Origin of the sequence: Allokutzneria albata (assembly GCF_900103775.1) — a bacterium.
GTDB classification, from domain to species: Bacteria; Actinomycetota; Actinomycetes; order Mycobacteriales; family Pseudonocardiaceae; genus Allokutzneria; species Allokutzneria albata.
This window is the reverse complement of record NZ_LT629701.1, coordinates 1197117-1212447: the sequence shown is the minus strand read 5'-3', so window position 1 is coordinate 1212447 and position 15331 is coordinate 1197117. Positions and strand designations below refer to the sequence as shown.

The following is a 15331-nucleotide window of genomic DNA, read 5'->3' as shown; positions in this document are numbered from 1 at the left end:
CGCCATGCCGTGCCGGCGCGGTTCAGGACGGAAGTCGAGCCATTGCCCGCGTCGAGCGGGCCGTCCCAGCCACCCGTCAGGCGTGCCCGGTCGAGGTGGACGCGTCGGCCTCAGCTGTCCTTGCCCTGCATGTAGTTGCCGTCAGGGCGCGCGTACAGGTGGAGGCTGACGGTTCCGCCGCTGCCGGGGTTCGCCGTGCAGGTCATGTTGCCGTAAGGGTCGGTCGAGCAGCCTTCGGCGAAGGCCGCGGGTGCGGCGACGAGCATCCCTGCCACCGCCGCGGTTGCTACCAGGGCAGCGGAAACCTTCGTGCGCAAAGACATTCCTTCTCCCGAAGCTCAAATCCTGCCTTGCCCGGACGGCGGGGACGTTGCCCGCAGAACTGCTGGTCGAGGGCGTACGGCGACGGTTTCACATCTGCCTGAATTCACTGCCGTGATTGGTGGTTCTGCAGGACGGGGACCTGCTCCTCAGTGGCCAGAGTCGCGGCTTCGGCGGGAACGGATCCGGTCACGGTGGAGGGCCGTGCCGATGCTGCCGAACACCGCGATGCCCATGGCGATCCCGAATTCGGCGCTGGTCTCCGACATCGCCGAAGTGGCACCGGCCCGCTGCGGCGGTACCGAGCTCACGACCATCTCGGTGCACAGAACGCCCTGCGGTCCATCCCGAAGCCGAGCACGAAATCCGACCGGAACCGCTGAGCACCGCACTGCGCGAGGTCGGCAAGATTGACCAGGACCGGCTCGTCGGTTTCCTGCGTGAGCACGCGGCGCGGTCCCCAGGGCCACGCCCCGCCACGGAAGGGCTGCCACCGGGGCTCCGCGCCGAGCTCCTCAAGCGATCTTGAACTCCCGGAGGAGCAGCCCTCGGTCGTCGTAGGTCTCGAACTCCGCCCGCCACGGCAGCACGGCGAGCACGGCCTCCAGCTCCGCGATCCGGGACAGCTCGGCCCGCCCGGCGAACCTGACGAACGGATAGGTGTTCTTCGTGCTCAGCCGCGCCCAGTCGGTGGTGAGCGCGTACTCGGTGTCCTCGTTCATCTCAGTGGTCCACCCGGCGTCACGGAACGCTTCGGCGATGCGGTGCGGATTGGGCAGATCCGGGTTGTCCAGCACCAAACCGAAGACGTTGGACGCGGTGGACATGAGGTCCTTCAGCCACTCCGGGATGTGTTCCTCGGCGCGCGGAAAGTTGGAGAGGTCGCGCGAGAACTCGTCGTCGAGGATCGACTTGCTGGGTCGCCGGTCGTAGTTGTAGCGGACGGAGTACTTCCCGTCTCCAGAAAGCTCGAAAACGAGGCTGTACCAGGAACCCCGCTCCGGGTCGTACATCCCGCGCCGCAGCTCGCGCATCACCTCGTCGAGCCCGAAGGGGACCTGGACCCGGCGCATCTTCTCCGGATCGCCCTTGTCCACCAGCAACTGGTAGCCGGACGTGCCCGCGAGCACGAAGCCGTTCAACTCCGCGAGCTGAAAGCTCTGGGGCACAACGGTGGAGAGCAGCCGGGCGATCTCGGCCAGAAGGTCGTTCTGCTCGGTCGGCGACAGCATTTCGTGTTCCTCCACATCAGGGCAGGCCGAACTGGTTCCTCGCGGGCCTGTCGTGCGCCTTCGTCAACATCCCGCCCCGGCGATGGCGAGCGCGCCGACCACGGCGAGCGCGATCAGCCCGGCCGTCCGCAGTTCAGCGGGAAGGTACAGGGCCAGTAACCACGCTCGCACCGGGACCTCGTTGGCAGCCAGTCGTCCAACCGCCACGGGGCGACTGCTGCACGGACAGCGTGATCGCCATGCGGGCACCCATTCTGCGTTGTCGAGTCGACTCGTCCGGACGCGCTCCATTCGCATGCGGGCGCGCTGCGGTCAGAGGGCTGTTCACGACACGTGGTCAGTGATCATCTACGAGCGGAAGTGGCCACGGGTGCGCAGAAACCACACGGCTACAGAACGAACTGATGGAGTAGCTGTATGCAAACCACGCGGTGTTCACCGCCGTTCAACAGCAGCTTTCGCGGCTCGCTCGATCTCCGCACGCCGGGCTTCCCGGAAGGCTGCGTCGCGCTGCGGGTTCGTGTATCCGGCTGCTGTCCCCGTCGCGCCGTCGAGCTGTTCACGCAGGATGTCGGCGTGTCCGGCGTGGCGGCTGGTCTCGGTGAGCACGTGGACCAGGACGTTGAACAGCATGACATCCGGGCGTGGCCACCAGGGCACGTGGCCCGGAGAGTCGATGTCGAGGACGGTGATCGTCGTGTCGGAGTGCTCCCAGACGCGTCGGTAACGGTCGACGATCTCCTCGCGCGTCTCGTGCTCGGTCGCCCACATGTCGGTGCCGCGTTTCCCCATGTCGTCCCATCGGGGCAGGGGTTCGGGGAAGGGGCGGTCGAAGACCTCGCCGAAGTACCTGGACTCCGACACCGACAGGTGCTTGACCAAGCCGAGAAGGTTGGTTCCTGTCGAGGTCAGGGGGCGGCGGACGTCGTACTCGCCGAGCCCGTCGAGCTTCCAGAGCATCGTCTCGCGGATCTCTCGCAGATCGCTGTGCAGGTACTCTTTCGCGAAGTCATCGATCACGGGGCACAAACCTGCCACTCGGCGTCGGCGGACTCAATGTGTCGCCAGCACGAGGCCGGCTGTGGCAACGGGCAATGGTGACCTCGTTCGGACGGATCGGCCGTGGTTCGCCCGCCGGTATGCCACCGCCGGAGACCTCCGCTCGCCGCACCGGTCGGGGCGACGCAGAAGGTCGGCAGCCACACGATCCACGCCCACGCCCGCTACTACCCGCAGATGCGCGACCTGATCACGACGCTGAAGCGGGCAGGCTTCGACGTGCGGGTCGACTCCGCGGGCGCCGCGCCGATCACCGAGCTGTGGGCCGCCGGGGTCGGCATCGGCAGGCACGCGTCATCGCGATCCGCGACGTGCTCGACCGCGGGAGCCGGATCACCACGACCATCAAGGGCTGCGGCGGCGAGCCGGACGGCGGCGGCGAGGACATCCCCTACATGGAGGGCAAACGCCGCTGGCTGAACCAGGAGGCGTTCGGCGTCACCGGCCCAGCCGCGTGGCAGCGCCAGGACGCCGCGCACCGGCCCGTCGTCGTCGGCGGCGGCGGCGGGGACGCCAACACCGACGTGTCGATGGCCGAGGACGCCACGGGCGCGCACCTGGTGCTCAAGCGGAACCAGGCCGACGGCCGCTGGGTGATCAACCCGATGTTCATCGAACCGTTGCCGCGCAAGGAGAGCACCTACCCCTGCGCCTCCACGGGACAAGTGGACCCGAACGGTTCGCTCGGCCCGGTGCTGCGCGAGGACGGCAGCGTCATCCCGGACCAGCTCGACGCTGTGCACGGGCGCTAGGCGACAACCTTGCGGGGCCTTGGAGGGACTCGCGTCTAACGGGGTTGAACCGGGCCGCCGCCGAACCCGATCTCGTTGCCATCAGGATCGCGGAACGTGGCCTTGCGCACGCCGTTCGCGTAGGTCTCCAACTCCGCGGGCTCCAGCCCTCGCTCGGCGATCTCGGCGAGCACGGTGTCGAAGTCGTCGAGGAAGAGCGTGATCATGGCGTGGCCCGCGTGCTCGGGCTTGTGCACCACGTAGACCGACCGGTGTTCCGCGAGCTCCCACACGACTTCGGTGTCGTGGACGACGAACGTCGGTGGGCCACCGAGCAGGCGTTCGTACCAGGCCAGCGCGACCCGGTAGTCGGCGACGGGGATGCCTGCGAACAGATCGAGGGCCATTCGTCCATCCTAGGTTCGGCGATCCTGCGACCACGTCGCCGCAAGCCCGGTCAGCGGAGAGCGAGCCGGGGTGTGTACGGCAACGCGCACCTGCGCGCACCACCGGAGTGTGACGCGAGATCAGTGGCGGTCGGCGTTGCTGGGGCGGCGTTGGATGACCCAGGTGGCGATCTGGGAGCGGGTGTCGAGGCCGAGTTTGGCGAGGATGTGCCCGAGGTGGGCGTCGGCGGTGCGTTTGGCGATCACCAGGCGGTCGGCTATCTGTTGGTTGGTCAGTCCTTCGGCGACGAGTTCGGCGACCTGGCGTTCGCGTTGGGTCAGGGGTGCCCACCCCAGGGACTGCGGGGAAAGTGCGGCTTGCCCGGGTCGTTCGTCGAGGGCGTAGGCCAGCGCGGCGTCCAGATCAAGAGCGTGGCCTGCGTCGAAGGCTTCGCGGTAGGCAGTGTCACCGAGGGCCTGGCGGGCTGTGCGCTCGCACTGCCGGCGTGCGACGAGCAAGTCGGGTGCGCCGAGCTGGGGCAGGCCGAAGGTCTGCCACACCTGGTGGGCGATCCCGAGCAGTCGGGCGGCCCGCTCGGCCTGGCCCTGGGCCGCGGCGGCCGAGGCCAGCAGATCCAGTGACATGGCGATGCCGGGGCTGTCGCCGAAAAGGCGTTTGAACCGCAGCGCGGAGCGGCCGTTGATCACCGCCGCGTCGGGATCGCCGCGCCCCAACTCCGCCACGGCGCACATGTAATCGGCGTAGGACCGCATCCATTGCTCACCGTGCTGGTCGCACAGGCGCCGGGCTTCCTCGACAACGGCGACGGCGCGGTCGGACTCGCCTGTCAGGGCCAGGACCATGGGCTGCAGGATGAGCGCGGTGAGCAAGCCGAAGCCGGAGTCGCCGCCGTTCCGGTGCAGCTCGACGCCTTGCTCGGCCAACGCCATGGCCTGCCGCGGGTCCCCGCGGAGCATCGCCGCCGCCCCGGCGACGTAGGCGGCCCATCCCGCCGCGGACGTGTCGCCTTGCCGCTCGGCGTGCGGCCGACACTCGGCGAGCCGGGCGTCGACCGCGGCGAAGTCTCCATGGGCCAGGCTCATCCAGGCACAGGACCACAGGGCTGTGGTCAGCACCGGCCCCGGCTCGGGGTCCAGTGCGAGCACTCGGTCCAGGTAGAGCCGGCCCTCCCGCATGAACCCCGTGCTGATCCACAGGAATCGCAACGCCGTGGCCAGTTCCAGTCCGGCTTTGTGCTCGGCCGGATCGTCCAGGCAGAACTCCAGTGCCGCGCGGAGGTTGGCGTGATCCCGGCGCAGGCGCGCGCACCAGGCCAGCTGGTCGGGTCCGCACCACTGGTCCGCGCACCGCTGAGCCAGCCGCAGGTAGTGGTCGCGGTGCCGTCGGCGCACTGCGCCCTGTTCCCCCACCTCGCCGAGCAACTCCCCGCCATAGGCGCGGAGGGTGTCCAGCAACCGGTAACGAACTCCGCTGGGATGGTCCTCGCGCAGCAGGATGGACTTCTCCACCAATCCGACCACCAACCCCTGGACGCTGCCGGCGGGGAGCTGGGAGTCAGTGCAGACCGCTTCCGCGCCGCCCAGATCGAAACTCCCGGCGAACACCGAGGCCCGCGCCCACAGCAGTCGCTCCGCCGGAGTGCACAGCTCATAGCTCCACCCGATCGCGGTCCGCAGAGTCTCGTGCCGGGCGTGGCCGACGTGACGGCGTCCGGAGAGCAGACGAAACCGGTCATCGAGGCGGTCAAGGACCTCCTGCACCGACAGGGCACGGATGCGCACCGCGGCCAACTCGATCGCCAACGGCAGCCCGTCCAGGCGTTGACACAGCCCGACCACCGCCTCGCGATTGCGCTCGGTCAGGGCGAACGCCCCGCTGGCCGCCTGGGCGCGCTCCACGAACAGCTCCACCCCGGCAGCCAGACCGGCATGGCCGTGCTGCCACACCCTCAGCGGCGACACCGGGAAGACGTGTTCCCCGATCGCCCCCAGTGGCTGGCGGCTGGTGGCCAGTACCCGCACCCCAGGGGCGGCGACCAGCAGACGGTCCACCAGTACCGCGCACGGCCCGATGAGATGCTCACACGTGTCCAGCACCAACAGCGCCCGGCGCGCGGCCAGGAAATCGGTCAACACCTCCTCCATCGACCGCAACGTCGTGTCCTGCAGACCCAGCGCCTCAGCCATCAGATGAGGCAGCAACTCAGCGTCCCGCAAGGCCGACAGCTCCACCCACCACACCCCGTCGGCGAACCCCTTGCGAACCTCCACCGCCGCCCGCAGCGCCAAGCGGGTCTTGCCCACCCCGCCCACTCCGGTCACCGTCACCAGCCGAGCAGCACCGAGCAGGCGTCTGAGCTCATTCAGCTCCTGCCGACGATCAACGAAACTGGACACCTCGGCCGGCAGCGCACCCGCATGAACAGACACGATCCCCTCCCGCGACCCACCGCTCGCGCGTGTACGGATCCCGGGGCGCCATCGGACAGTAATGCGATCCCAGCCGCCCTACGAGCACCAGGCGAAGACACAAGCAGGCCTTCACACGAGCGGCCCAGCCGGGATGCCCCCGGTTGCTGGTGGCGTCGAAGACTGCCGGAAGGGAGTGCGCAGCGGGAGCGGTGCCTGCAGCGGGTCCGGGGTCAGCTCCCTCCAACGGTGGCCCCGCGGTCGGGAGAGCAGACCCACAGGCGGTGGACCTCCGCCGGATTCCCCTGACTCGGTGCGAGCGAGGATCACCACGGACGTGATCGTCGGTGCGGCCTCCCAAGTCGGGCTGCTCCGCGTCCTCGCGTTCCGCTACACCAGTTGACCTGGCGCTCCCTCGACGCCTACCGTTTTGCGCTACGAGCTGTAGCGTAATGGGGGTGCGATGGCAGGGCGTCCACGGGACCCCGATCTCGAGAGGCGGTTGCTGGCGGCTGCATGGTCGCTGCTGACCAGCCAGGGCTACGACACCTTGACCTTGACCCAGGTCGCGACCCGGGCGAAGGCACACCGGACCGACGTGTACCGCAGGTGGTCCAGCAAGGCGCGGCTGGTGACCGACGCGCTGGCCGAGCACCTGCCGCCGGTTTCGGAGGTCGACACCGGATCCCTGCGCACTGACCTCAGGGCCTTCGTCGACGACCTGGCCGCGTCCTGGTCCTCCCCCTGGATCGACGGTCTGGTCGGGCTGCTGGCCGACCTGCGCCACGACGCCGACGCCGACATCGCCTTCCGCACGATGGCGGAGCGACGGGGGCAACCGCTGGTGAACGCGATCACCCGAGCCGTGCGGCGCGGTGAGATCCGCGCGGCCCCCGACCTGTTCCTGGCCGGTGATCTGCTGGAAGGTCCGCTGATGCACCGCAGGCTGTTCGGGCGACAGCCCTTGACACCTGACTACCTCGATGCAGTTGCCCAGTCGGCACATCGCATGCTCACCGGAACAGGGGTGGCGACATGAGTGACGTGCACGAACTGTCCGCGGCACAACAGCTGCGCGCCTTGCGCGCGGGCGAGGTCAGCTCGCGCGAGCTGACGGAGCACTACCTGACGCGCATCGACCGACTCGACGCCGAACTGGGCGCTTTCGTGACTGTCGTCCCGGAACTCGCGCTCCGGGACGCCGCTCGCGCGGACGAGCGCTTGGCCCGGGGTGAGTGGTCACCGCTGTGCGGGCTCCCCCTCGGCCTCAAGGACCTCTACTCGACAGCCGGTATCCGGACGACGCTCGGTTCGGCCGCGCTGGCCGAACACGTCCCGACCGAGGACGCCTGGACGGTGGGGCTGCTCCGGCAGGCCGGCGCGGTGATCCTCGGCAAGACGAACACCGCGGAGTTCGGGGCGGCCTGCTACACCGAGAACGACGTGACCGCGCGACCGGCCGTCACGCCGTACGATCCGGCCCGCTACGCCAGCGGATCCAGCGGTGGCGCGGCGGCGGCCGTCGCCGCCGGGCTCCTCCCGGTGGCCCATGCCAGCGACGGAGCGGGCTCGACCCGCACGCCGGCGGCGACCTGCCACCTCGTCGGCGTGAAGCCCAGCCGTGGCCTGGTGAGCTCGGCCCCGGCGAGTTCCTTCCTCAGCGCGGGAACGGAAGGACCTGTCGCCAGGACGGTGGCGGACGCGGCACTGCTGCTGGACGTGATGGCGCAACCGTGGCCAGGTGACCTGTACGGCTGGCGGTCCACGACCAGCTTCGCCGGTGCCGTCACGCGCGTGCCCGACCGCCCGCTCAAGGTCGCGGTGTGGACCGAGACCGGGCTCGACGCCGTCGAGGCGCATCCGGAGTCGGTCCTGGCGGTGCGGCGCACGGCGACCTTGCTCGGTGAACTCGGGCACGAAGTGCGGGAGATCGTGATACCCGCGAACTGTGACGAACCGGTGCGGCAAGCCCTCAAGACCTTGTTCGTGTTCTCGGTCGGCATCACGGCCCCGACGCTGGTCCCGGCCGAACGAAGGCGCCTGCTCCGGCCGTACACCCGGCACCTCGTCTCCGCCGGTGAGTCGCTGTCCGCGGCCGGCGTCGTGACGGCCCAGTCGGTTCTCGCGCGTTACGCCAGCACGTTCCTGGCGGCGCTGGAGGGCTTCGACATCGCCCTGACGCCCACGACCAACGGTCCGCCCGTCCCGCTCGGGCACTACTTCGCGCACGGGGTCGAGGGCGAGGCCGACTTGATGCTCGGCTGGTCCTGCTACACGCCTTGGGTGAACCTCACCGGGCAACCCGCGATCTCCGTCCCGTCGCATGTGGACGGTGAAGGACTGCCGCACGGGGTGCAGCTCGTGGGCGGGCAGCGCCAGGACGCCGAACTCCTCGCGCTGGCCGCGCAGCTCGAAGGCGCTGCCCTCTGGGCTGACGTTCACCCGCCCTGCTGGTACCAGTGAAAGGCCTGCCGCATGCCGCGAGAACACCCCCTGGATCCCGGTCAGGGTCTCACCGAGCACATCGTCGTGCTGCCCGATGGGCGCAGGCTCCGCACCGTGGTGGCGGGCGAGGGCGCCGGACCGCTGGTCGTCTTCGAAGCCGGGATGGGCGCGCCCGCCGCCTCCTGGATCCACACCCAGCGTGAGGTCAGTGCCCGAGGTCGCACCCTGTCCTACGACCGGGCCGGCTACGGCGGCAGTGATGCCGACCCGCACGACCGGACGCTCGAGCGCATCGTGGACGACCTCACCGCCCTGCTCGACCTTCTGGGCGAGACCGCTCCCGTCGTCCTCGTCGGGCACAGCTGGGGAGGGCCCGTCATCCGGCTGTTCGCCGATCGGCACCCCGAACGGGTCGCCGGGCTGGTCTTCGTCGACGCGAGTGTCGCCGAGACCATGTCCCCGAAGAACGCCAAGCTGCTGCCGTGGTCCTTCCGGATCATGTCGGTGCTGGCACAGGCCGGCGGCAAGGGCCTGATCATGAGGCTGTCCCTGCCCGATGGAGCCTCGGCGGAGATCAGCGATTCCGACCTGGCGATCATGGCGCGCGACTACGCGTGCGGGCGGGCGATGCAGGCGGGCGGACGGGAGGCGGCACAGATCATTCCCTCACTCCCGGCGCTTCGGCGTCTCCAGGCCGCCGGAACACCCGCTGTTCCCACCATCTGCCTGCAGGGAGGGCGGATCGACCGCGGGATGGCCGTGACGCGCCCGCTGCTCAACCGGACGGCGGCCGAGCTGATGTCGGTGGTGCCGAACGGGAAGGTCATTGTCGTCGAACAGGCGGGGCACCTCATCCCGCAGGAGTGCCCCGCTGCCGTGCGCGAGGCCGTCCTGGAGGTGGTCGACGCCGTGACAGAAGCCTCCTGAGCCCTGCCGTACCCCGCGGCTGTGTTGCCGCTCCTGCGATGCTGGCGACTCCCCTTGTGGAAACTCTCGTGCTGGTGCTGCATGCGCAACAGCCGTCCCGGCACGACGCATCTGCGTCACTTGCGCGATGTCGATCCGGTTGGCGGCGAGCGGCACCGGATCGCCCGCGAACAGCAGATGTCAGAGACCGCTGAACGGTGCCGGGTCGGCGCGGCTCGCTTCCGCTTCCCCGGTTCGAACGTTGACCGGGAGCGCGAGCAGCCTGGCACGGAGTCGCTCGGCGTCCGGTGAGTTGATCGTGTCGAGTGCGATCAGTGCTTCCGACCAGGCGCTGTGTGCCGCGTCCACCTCGCCGGCGGCCAGTCGTGCCTCACCGAGGTGGGTCAGTGCCTCGGCGAGGGTGACCTGGTCACCGAGTTCCCGGTTGATGGTGGCTGCTCGCTGGTAGCAGTCGACCGCCTCGGTGTGGTGGCCGAGGTGCTGGTGGGCGTAGCCGAGGCTGTCGAGTGCGTTGGCTTCATACGATCGCGCGCCCAGTTCCACGTGCACCTCCAGCGCCTGCCCGCAGAACGCCAGCGTCTGTTCGTAGTTGCCGAGCAGGGCGTGGCACCAGCCGATCCCGTTGAGCGCAACGGACCGGCCGACTCGGTCGCCGTTTGCCGTGCTCAGCTCGAGTGCTGTCATCGCATGCGCGAGCGCTTCGGCGGGTTTGCCCTCAAGCAGCAAGGTCTCGGTGAAGTTGAGGTGGATGTGGGCTTGGCCCGCGGTGTCCGCGAGACCGTTCAACGCTTCGAGTGCGGCGCTCAGGTGGGTGTGGGTGTCCTGGTACGCGCCGAGGCGCGAGCAGGCACGGGCCAGGCCCCGGCGCGCGTGCGCCTGGGCTTCCAGGTCGCCCAGTTGGTCGGCCGCGGTCAGAGCGGTCCGCTGCACTTCGGCCTGCTCGTTCCAGTGGCCGTTGCGGTCGAGGAAGTCCGACAGTGCCCACGCCAACCGCCAGGCATGCGCCAGGTGTCTCTGTGCGAGGGCGTGCCGTGCGGCTGCGACGATCGTGGTGTGTTCCTGGGTGAACCAGGTGAGTGCCTGACCGAGATCGGCCAGTTCGGTGGGGGTGGTGCCGGGCTGGGGCGCGGGTAGCTCGATCGGCCTGCGCTGCGGGTAGAACAGCAACGCCGCCAGGTACGCGGTGTGGAGGTAGTGGTCCCGCAGTCGCAGTACCGCGGCGGTTCGCTCGTCCCCGCTGTCGATTGTGGACGTTTGCTGGGCCGCGTAGTCGCGAAGCAGGTCATGGAAGGCGTACCGGCCGGCGAGGTTTTCGGTGATCAGGTGCGCGCCGGTCAACTCGGCCAGCAGCTGCCTGGTGGTCGTCGTCGGGAGACCGGTCAGGCTGGCGACACTCGCCAAGCCGAACTCGGCACCCCAGTGCAGGCCCAGCAGGCGGAACGTGCGGGCGGCGCCCGGGCTGAGGGCCCGGTACGACCAGGAGAACACCGAACGCACATCGGTGCTGGGTTCCGTGCCCGCCAGTCCGTCCAGGGTGTCGTCGGCCTCGCGCAACTCCGCGACCAGCGCGCTCAGCGGGAACGCGGGCCTGGTGGCGGCGCGCGCGGCCACCACCGCCAATGCCAGCGGCAAGCGGGCGCAGTGACCGATGATCTCGGACACCGCGTCCGGCTCGGCCGCCACCCGCGTCCGGCCGAGCCGTTCCGCCAGCAACTGTTCCGCCTCGGCCGCACTGAGCAGATCCAGCGAGAGCGGGTGAGCGTTGTGGGTGGCCACCAGGCTCGTGAGGTGGTTTCGGCTGGTGACCACCACCAGGCACCCGGCGGTGCCGGGCAACAGCGGACGCACCTGGTCGGCGTCCCGGGCGTTGTCCAGCATGACGAGCATGCGCCGGCCTGCCACCAGGCTGCGGTACAGGCCCACCTGGGCGTCGACGCCTGCCGGGATGCGCTGCGGGGGTACGCCGAGCGCGTCGAGGAAGCCGCGCACGGCGTCGGCGGGCTCCACCAGCGCACCGCTGGCGTCGAAGCCGCGCAGGTTGACGTAGAGCTGTCCGTCGGTGAAGCGGTTCGCCACCCGATGTGCCCAGTGCACCGCCAGCGCGGTCTTCCCGACGCCTGCGGTACCCGAGACCGCGGAGATGACCACCGCGGACTGCTCCCGCTCAGCGGTGTGCAGCATCGTGTCGAGCTGCCCCAGTTCGTCGGCGCGGCCGACGAAACCGATGACATCGGAGGGCAGTTGACGGGGAACCGGGCTCACCGGCTGCTCGGACGTGCTCGTGGCCGCAGCCAGTAGTTCGTTCTGCTCGCTCGGTTGCAGGTCGAGTGCGGCGACCAGGTGCCGGACCGAGGCCAGTTGCGGGTTGGGGCGCTTACCGGACTCGATACCGCGGATGGTCCTGACCGAGACACCGGACCGTTCGGCGAGCTCTTCCTGGGTGAGTCCAGCTCGTCGCCGGTGGTGCCGCAGGACGGTGGCCAGTTGTTCCCCCATGGGTGATTAGTACCAGCCCGAGGCGGTCACAGGTGGCCGGTCAGTGACCTGGCCGACCGGTCGGCCGGCCGGCACGATCTTCCCTACGAGATGTCGCCCGGGGGGTCGATGAGAACCGGAATGTCGTGTGTGTGTCTGCGCCAGGGGGCCGGCCAGGATTGTTCTTGATTGCCAACAAGCAGTCTCAGTCGCGATCAGCGCACAACACGATGACCAGAACCAGGCCGTGTGACGTGCCTTCAATGGCAGTCCTGCACGCCACGCGGCCTGGGCATAGTTTCCTTCTTGCAAGGAGTTCACTAATGTTGAAAAAGCGTCATGCCGCGGGCGTCGTAGCCGCAATTGGCCTGGTTGCTGTCGGCAGCGTGCCCGCACAAGCGTCATCACCATCCACTGCCGCCTATGTGCAGCGGTGCACTGACCTCGGAAGAGGCAACCTGTGCATCGACGTCAACGGCCATGTGGGCCAGGTCGGGGTCATCGGCGTCGGATATTGGAAGCGATCGGGCGACAGCATCCACGTTCGTCTCGGCTGGCAGAACACCACGGGCGGTGGTGCGAACTTCAGCAGGAACGTGCACGGCCCGCTGACGCCTGGAATGAACACCGGCACGGAAAAGTGGCGGACCTACCTCGCGGCCGGCTGCGTCTACCCGTTGATCGAGGTCGTCGGCCAGGGAACTCTCAAGGGTAAAGAGGTCTGCGTGCCCGCGTGACATCCCGCCGAGTGCCCTTGTTCGCATTGCAACGAGAAGGAAGTACGACAATGAAGCGTTTTGCTGTGTTTGCGGCGGCTTTGTCCCTTGGTCTTGCGACTGGGGGAATCGCGAACGCCGACGATGGCGCTCGTGCCCATCCAGTCGCCTCGGCGACAGGCACGGTGAGCGGCTCAGCATCGCCGGCGTCCTGGAACCTCAACGGATGGGTCTCGCGAAGCGGTGGCGCGGTCCACGAACTTCCGAACAACACCAGTTTCGGCATTCATGTCCCGGTCGGTACACCGCTGGTCGTGCACTGCTACGTCAGCGGCACGCCGCTGGAGAACCAGGAACGCTGGGCCTGGGTGACGGCCAACAAGAACGGCTTGTTCATCAAGGGGCACATGCACTTCCACTGGATCAAGTGGGAGGGCGCTCTGTCGTACTGCTGAGAAGCCCACACCCGGTCACGGAGCTGCACAGGTACGACCTGATCATCTCCGTGACCGGGCTTGGCCCACCCTTTCGAGAGCCCTTCCCGCGGCGCGCCAGGTGCTCCCGTACCACCTGGGCGCACTCTCACACGTGATCGGGACTGTCCGACTTGGCGTCACTCACATTCGCTGTCGGAACGCACCGACATCCAGCTGTCGCTCAACAGGCGGCGACGGGCAGGGCTGGATCGCGGCTACTGCGGCGAGGTACGCGCCGCGCACAGCGGACGCCGAGACACGACCACGGGAGAGACCTAGGATCCACGCCCTGGCAACGACGCGGTGACACTCTTCGCCCGCCGAAAGGGAGGTTCTTTGCTGTTAAGCCAAAAGCGCCACGGAGTCCGGCAATGGAGAACACAGGGTGCCGAACCCTCCACGATGATCTTGCAAGGATCACCTGCGCACCCCGTTCGCGGCAGACTCCGGTTCACGCCGCAGGTACGCGGTCCCGGTGCAGCCGCGCTCCCACAGCATTCCCGGGTGCTTCCGATCAGGCGTCCGGCGGAATTCACACCGTACTGCGCATACCGGTAGGCACAACGGTGCGCACCGAGCCCCGCAGGCGGTCGGATAACGCGCCGACATGGGCAAATGGCAGTGGGCAGCGGACGACCGGTCGCTGAGACTGGCCGCCGGAACTGCACCGAACCGAGAGGTTTTCCCATGGCTGTGCGCATCCGACGAGTCAGCTCGTCGGTCACCCTGCTGTTGTGCGGCCTGTCCCTGTGCCCGGCGACCGCCGCCGCGCAGGACGACACGATCGGCACCGACGGCTACGTGCACGTCGCGCCGAACGGCACCGTGCTCGGTGTCGACCCGTACTACCCGACCGACGGCAACGGCGGCTACGACGTCACCGACTACGACGTGACCCTGTCCTACGACCCGGCGAACAAGTTCCTCAACGCCAGGACGGTCGTCACGGCCGTGACGACCCAGCGGTTGAGCCGGTTCAACCTCGACCTGCGCGAGCTGACGGTGAGCGAGGTGCGGGTGAACGGCGCACCCGCCGCGTTCACCCGGGCCAAGGAGCACGAGCTGGTGATCACGCCCGCCTCGGTCCTGCCCGAAGGCGCGACGTTCACCGTGACGGTCGTCTACTGTGGACGGCCGTCGGCCGAGTACACCCCACGCGCCTGGACGGGGTGGCGCACCTCGTGGACCGGCGGGGCGTTCGCCGCGGGCGCGCCGCACTCGGCCAGCACGTGGTTCCCGGTCAACGACACCACGGCGGACAAGGCGACGTTCAGCGTCACGGCGACGGTGCCGAACGGTTGGACGGCCGTCTCCAACGGCGTCCGCAAGTCCGTCCAGGGCGGACAGCGGACCACCGTGGCGTGGTCGGAGGACAAGCCGATCGCACCCTCGGCGATCATGATCGGCATCGACCGGTTCACCGCGCGCGAGTCGACGCTCCCCGGCGGCACGCCGGTGTTCGACGCCTTCGCCCCGGGCATCGACGCCGGTGCGCTCGCCGCCAAGCTGCCCGCCGTCGTGGACTTCCTGCGCGGCAAGCTCGGTCCGTTCCCGTACGACGCGGCCGGCGGGATGTACGTGGCGGACAGGCTGGGCTTCGCGCACCCCGCACAGGGCAGGCCGGTGTTCGGCGCTGGTGCGGGCGAGGCCGCGCTGGTCCAGGCGGTGGCCGCGCAATGGTGGGGCAACCGCCTGGCCATCAAGATGTGGAAGGACCAGCCGCTGGTGGACTCGTTCTCGCGGTACCTGGTGTGGCTGTGGGACGAGCAGCGCCACGGGGTGTCGGTCGAGCAGCGCTACCGCGACGCGGTGGCCCGCGCGGACACGGCGTTCTGGGGCCGCAAGCTCTCCGACCCCGGCAGGGGGCGGGAGTTCTCGGTGACCGACAAGGGTGTGCTGATGGTGCACGCACTGCGCAAGCACATCGGTGACGAGGACTTCTTCGCCGTGCTCCGGGAGTTCCCCGAGATCAACGACAACTGGAACCAGGGCTGGTACGACTGGGAGCTCTACACCGCCGCGGTGGCCGACATGGACCTCAAGCCCTTCTTCGACGCCTGGGTGGACGGCACGACCAAGCCCACCGGGTTCCTGGGCTGACGGCGCTGAGCCGGCCGGTGCTCACCGGCCGGC

At 69.0% G+C, this 15331-nt stretch carries 15 protein-coding genes; 7 read left to right on the top strand and 8 right to left on the bottom strand.

Going from position 1 to position 15331, the window contains the following annotated elements:
- Positions 1-110: 110 nt before the first annotated feature.
- The 5 genes from BLT28_RS39810 to BLT28_RS05220 all read right to left on the bottom strand — a co-directional run bounded on the left by BLT28_RS39810 (position 111) and on the right by BLT28_RS05220 (position 2573).
- Positions 111-323: a hypothetical protein gene (locus BLT28_RS39810; RefSeq protein ID WP_156051450.1), complete on the bottom strand. Its 213-nt coding sequence runs from the start codon at positions 321-323 to the stop codon at positions 111-113.
- 305 nt (positions 324-628) lie between these two features.
- Entirely contained in the window at positions 629-769 is a 141-nt protein-coding gene (locus tag BLT28_RS39805) for a hypothetical protein (RefSeq protein WP_156051452.1), read from the bottom strand.
- A 67-nt stretch (positions 770-836) separates the two neighbouring features.
- Positions 837-1553, bottom strand: coding sequence for a hypothetical protein (locus tag BLT28_RS05225; RefSeq protein ID WP_052407866.1), 717 nt, complete (start codon positions 1551-1553; stop codon positions 837-839).
- A 63-nt stretch (positions 1554-1616) separates the two neighbouring features.
- Positions 1617-1760, bottom strand: a complete 144-nt coding sequence (locus tag BLT28_RS39800; protein ID WP_156051454.1) for a hypothetical protein — start codon at positions 1758-1760, stop codon at positions 1617-1619.
- Between the two features lie 228 nt (positions 1761-1988).
- Positions 1989-2573 (bottom strand): DinB family protein, encoded by a 585-nt coding sequence (locus tag BLT28_RS05220; RefSeq protein ID WP_030432167.1) that lies wholly within the window; start codon positions 2571-2573, stop codon positions 1989-1991.
- A 299-nt stretch (positions 2574-2872) separates the two neighbouring features.
- Here BLT28_RS05220 and BLT28_RS05215 point away from each other — a divergent pair, with 299 nt between their 5' ends.
- Entirely contained in the window at positions 2873-3364 is a 492-nt protein-coding gene (locus tag BLT28_RS05215) for a hypothetical protein (protein ID WP_052407867.1), read from the top strand.
- Positions 3365-3399: 35 nt separating this feature from the next.
- On the opposite strand, the gene BLT28_RS05210 is transcribed toward BLT28_RS05215, so the two are convergent.
- Positions 3400-3750 carry a VOC family protein gene (locus BLT28_RS05210; protein WP_030432168.1) on the bottom strand — a complete coding sequence of 117 codons (351 nt, stop codon included), beginning with the start codon at positions 3748-3750 and terminating at the stop codon, positions 3400-3402.
- 120 nt (positions 3751-3870) lie between these two features.
- Complete coding sequence (locus BLT28_RS05205) at positions 3871-6180, bottom strand: ATP-binding protein (protein WP_231950630.1); 2310 nt, start codon at positions 6178-6180, stop codon at positions 3871-3873.
- Between the two features lie 442 nt (positions 6181-6622).
- Between BLT28_RS05205 and BLT28_RS05200 the strand changes: the two genes are divergently transcribed.
- Genes BLT28_RS05200 through BLT28_RS05190 form a run of 3 tightly spaced genes read left to right on the top strand, consistent with a single transcriptional unit; the run spans position 6623 to position 9531 of the window.
- The gene (locus BLT28_RS05200) at positions 6623-7198 is read left to right on the top strand and encodes a TetR/AcrR family transcriptional regulator (protein ID WP_081900632.1); all 576 of its coding nucleotides are present in this window, start codon (positions 6623-6625) and stop codon (positions 7196-7198) included.
- Positions 7195-8622, top strand: a complete 1428-nt coding sequence (locus BLT28_RS05195; protein WP_030432171.1) for an amidase — start codon at positions 7195-7197, stop codon at positions 8620-8622. The genes BLT28_RS05200 and BLT28_RS05195 overlap by 4 nt, the downstream gene beginning before the upstream one ends.
- A gap of 12 nt (positions 8623-8634) precedes the next feature.
- Positions 8635-9531 (top strand): alpha/beta fold hydrolase, encoded by an 897-nt coding sequence (locus BLT28_RS05190; RefSeq protein WP_052407871.1) that lies wholly within the window; start codon positions 8635-8637, stop codon positions 9529-9531.
- 180 nt (positions 9532-9711) lie between these two features.
- Here BLT28_RS05190 and BLT28_RS05185 read toward each other — a convergent pair whose 3' ends face one another.
- Complete coding sequence (locus tag BLT28_RS05185; RefSeq protein ID WP_052407872.1) at positions 9712-12027, bottom strand: ATP-binding protein; 2316 nt, start codon at positions 12025-12027, stop codon at positions 9712-9714.
- 302 nt (positions 12028-12329) lie between these two features.
- Between BLT28_RS05185 and BLT28_RS05180 the strand changes: the two genes are divergently transcribed.
- The 3 genes from BLT28_RS05180 to BLT28_RS05170 all read left to right on the top strand — a co-directional run bounded on the left by BLT28_RS05180 (position 12330) and on the right by BLT28_RS05170 (position 15298).
- Positions 12330-12743, top strand: a complete 414-nt coding sequence (locus BLT28_RS05180) for a hypothetical protein (protein ID WP_030432174.1) — start codon at positions 12330-12332, stop codon at positions 12741-12743.
- Between the two features lie 50 nt (positions 12744-12793).
- Positions 12794-13177 (top strand): hypothetical protein, encoded by a 384-nt coding sequence (locus tag BLT28_RS05175; RefSeq protein WP_156051456.1) that lies wholly within the window; start codon positions 12794-12796, stop codon positions 13175-13177.
- A 708-nt stretch (positions 13178-13885) separates the two neighbouring features.
- The gene (locus BLT28_RS05170) at positions 13886-15298 is read left to right on the top strand and encodes a M1 family metallopeptidase (RefSeq protein WP_030432176.1); all 1413 of its coding nucleotides are present in this window, start codon (positions 13886-13888) and stop codon (positions 15296-15298) included.
- Positions 15299-15331: the final 33 nt, after the last annotated feature.

Bases quoted from the DNA above. Each gene is read 5' to 3' on its own strand.
- BLT28_RS05185 (WP_052407872.1), bottom strand. From the start codon at position 12,027: ATGGGGGAACAACTGGCCACCGTCCTGCGGCACCACCGGCGACGAGCT.
- BLT28_RS39810 (WP_156051450.1), bottom strand. From the start codon at position 323: ATGTCTTTGCGCACGAAGGTTTCCGCTGCCCTGGTAGCAACCGCGGCG.
- BLT28_RS05180 (WP_030432174.1), top strand. From the start codon at position 12,330: ATGTTGAAAAAGCGTCATGCCGCGGGCGTCGTAGCCGCAATTGGCCTG.
- BLT28_RS05210 (WP_030432168.1), bottom strand. From the start codon at position 3,750: ATGGCCCTCGATCTGTTCGCAGGCATCCCCGTCGCCGACTACCGGGTC.
- BLT28_RS05175 (WP_156051456.1), top strand. From the start codon at position 12,794: ATGAAGCGTTTTGCTGTGTTTGCGGCGGCTTTGTCCCTTGGTCTTGCG.
- BLT28_RS05200 (WP_081900632.1), top strand. From the start codon at position 6,623: ATGGCAGGGCGTCCACGGGACCCCGATCTCGAGAGGCGGTTGCTGGCG.
- BLT28_RS05225 (WP_052407866.1), bottom strand. From the start codon at position 1,553: ATGCTGTCGCCGACCGAGCAGAACGACCTTCTGGCCGAGATCGCCCGG.
- BLT28_RS05195 (WP_030432171.1), top strand. From the start codon at position 7,195: ATGAGTGACGTGCACGAACTGTCCGCGGCACAACAGCTGCGCGCCTTG.
- BLT28_RS05170 (WP_030432176.1), top strand. From the start codon at position 13,886: ATGGCTGTGCGCATCCGACGAGTCAGCTCGTCGGTCACCCTGCTGTTG.
- BLT28_RS05190 (WP_052407871.1), top strand. From the start codon at position 8,635: ATGCCGCGAGAACACCCCCTGGATCCCGGTCAGGGTCTCACCGAGCAC.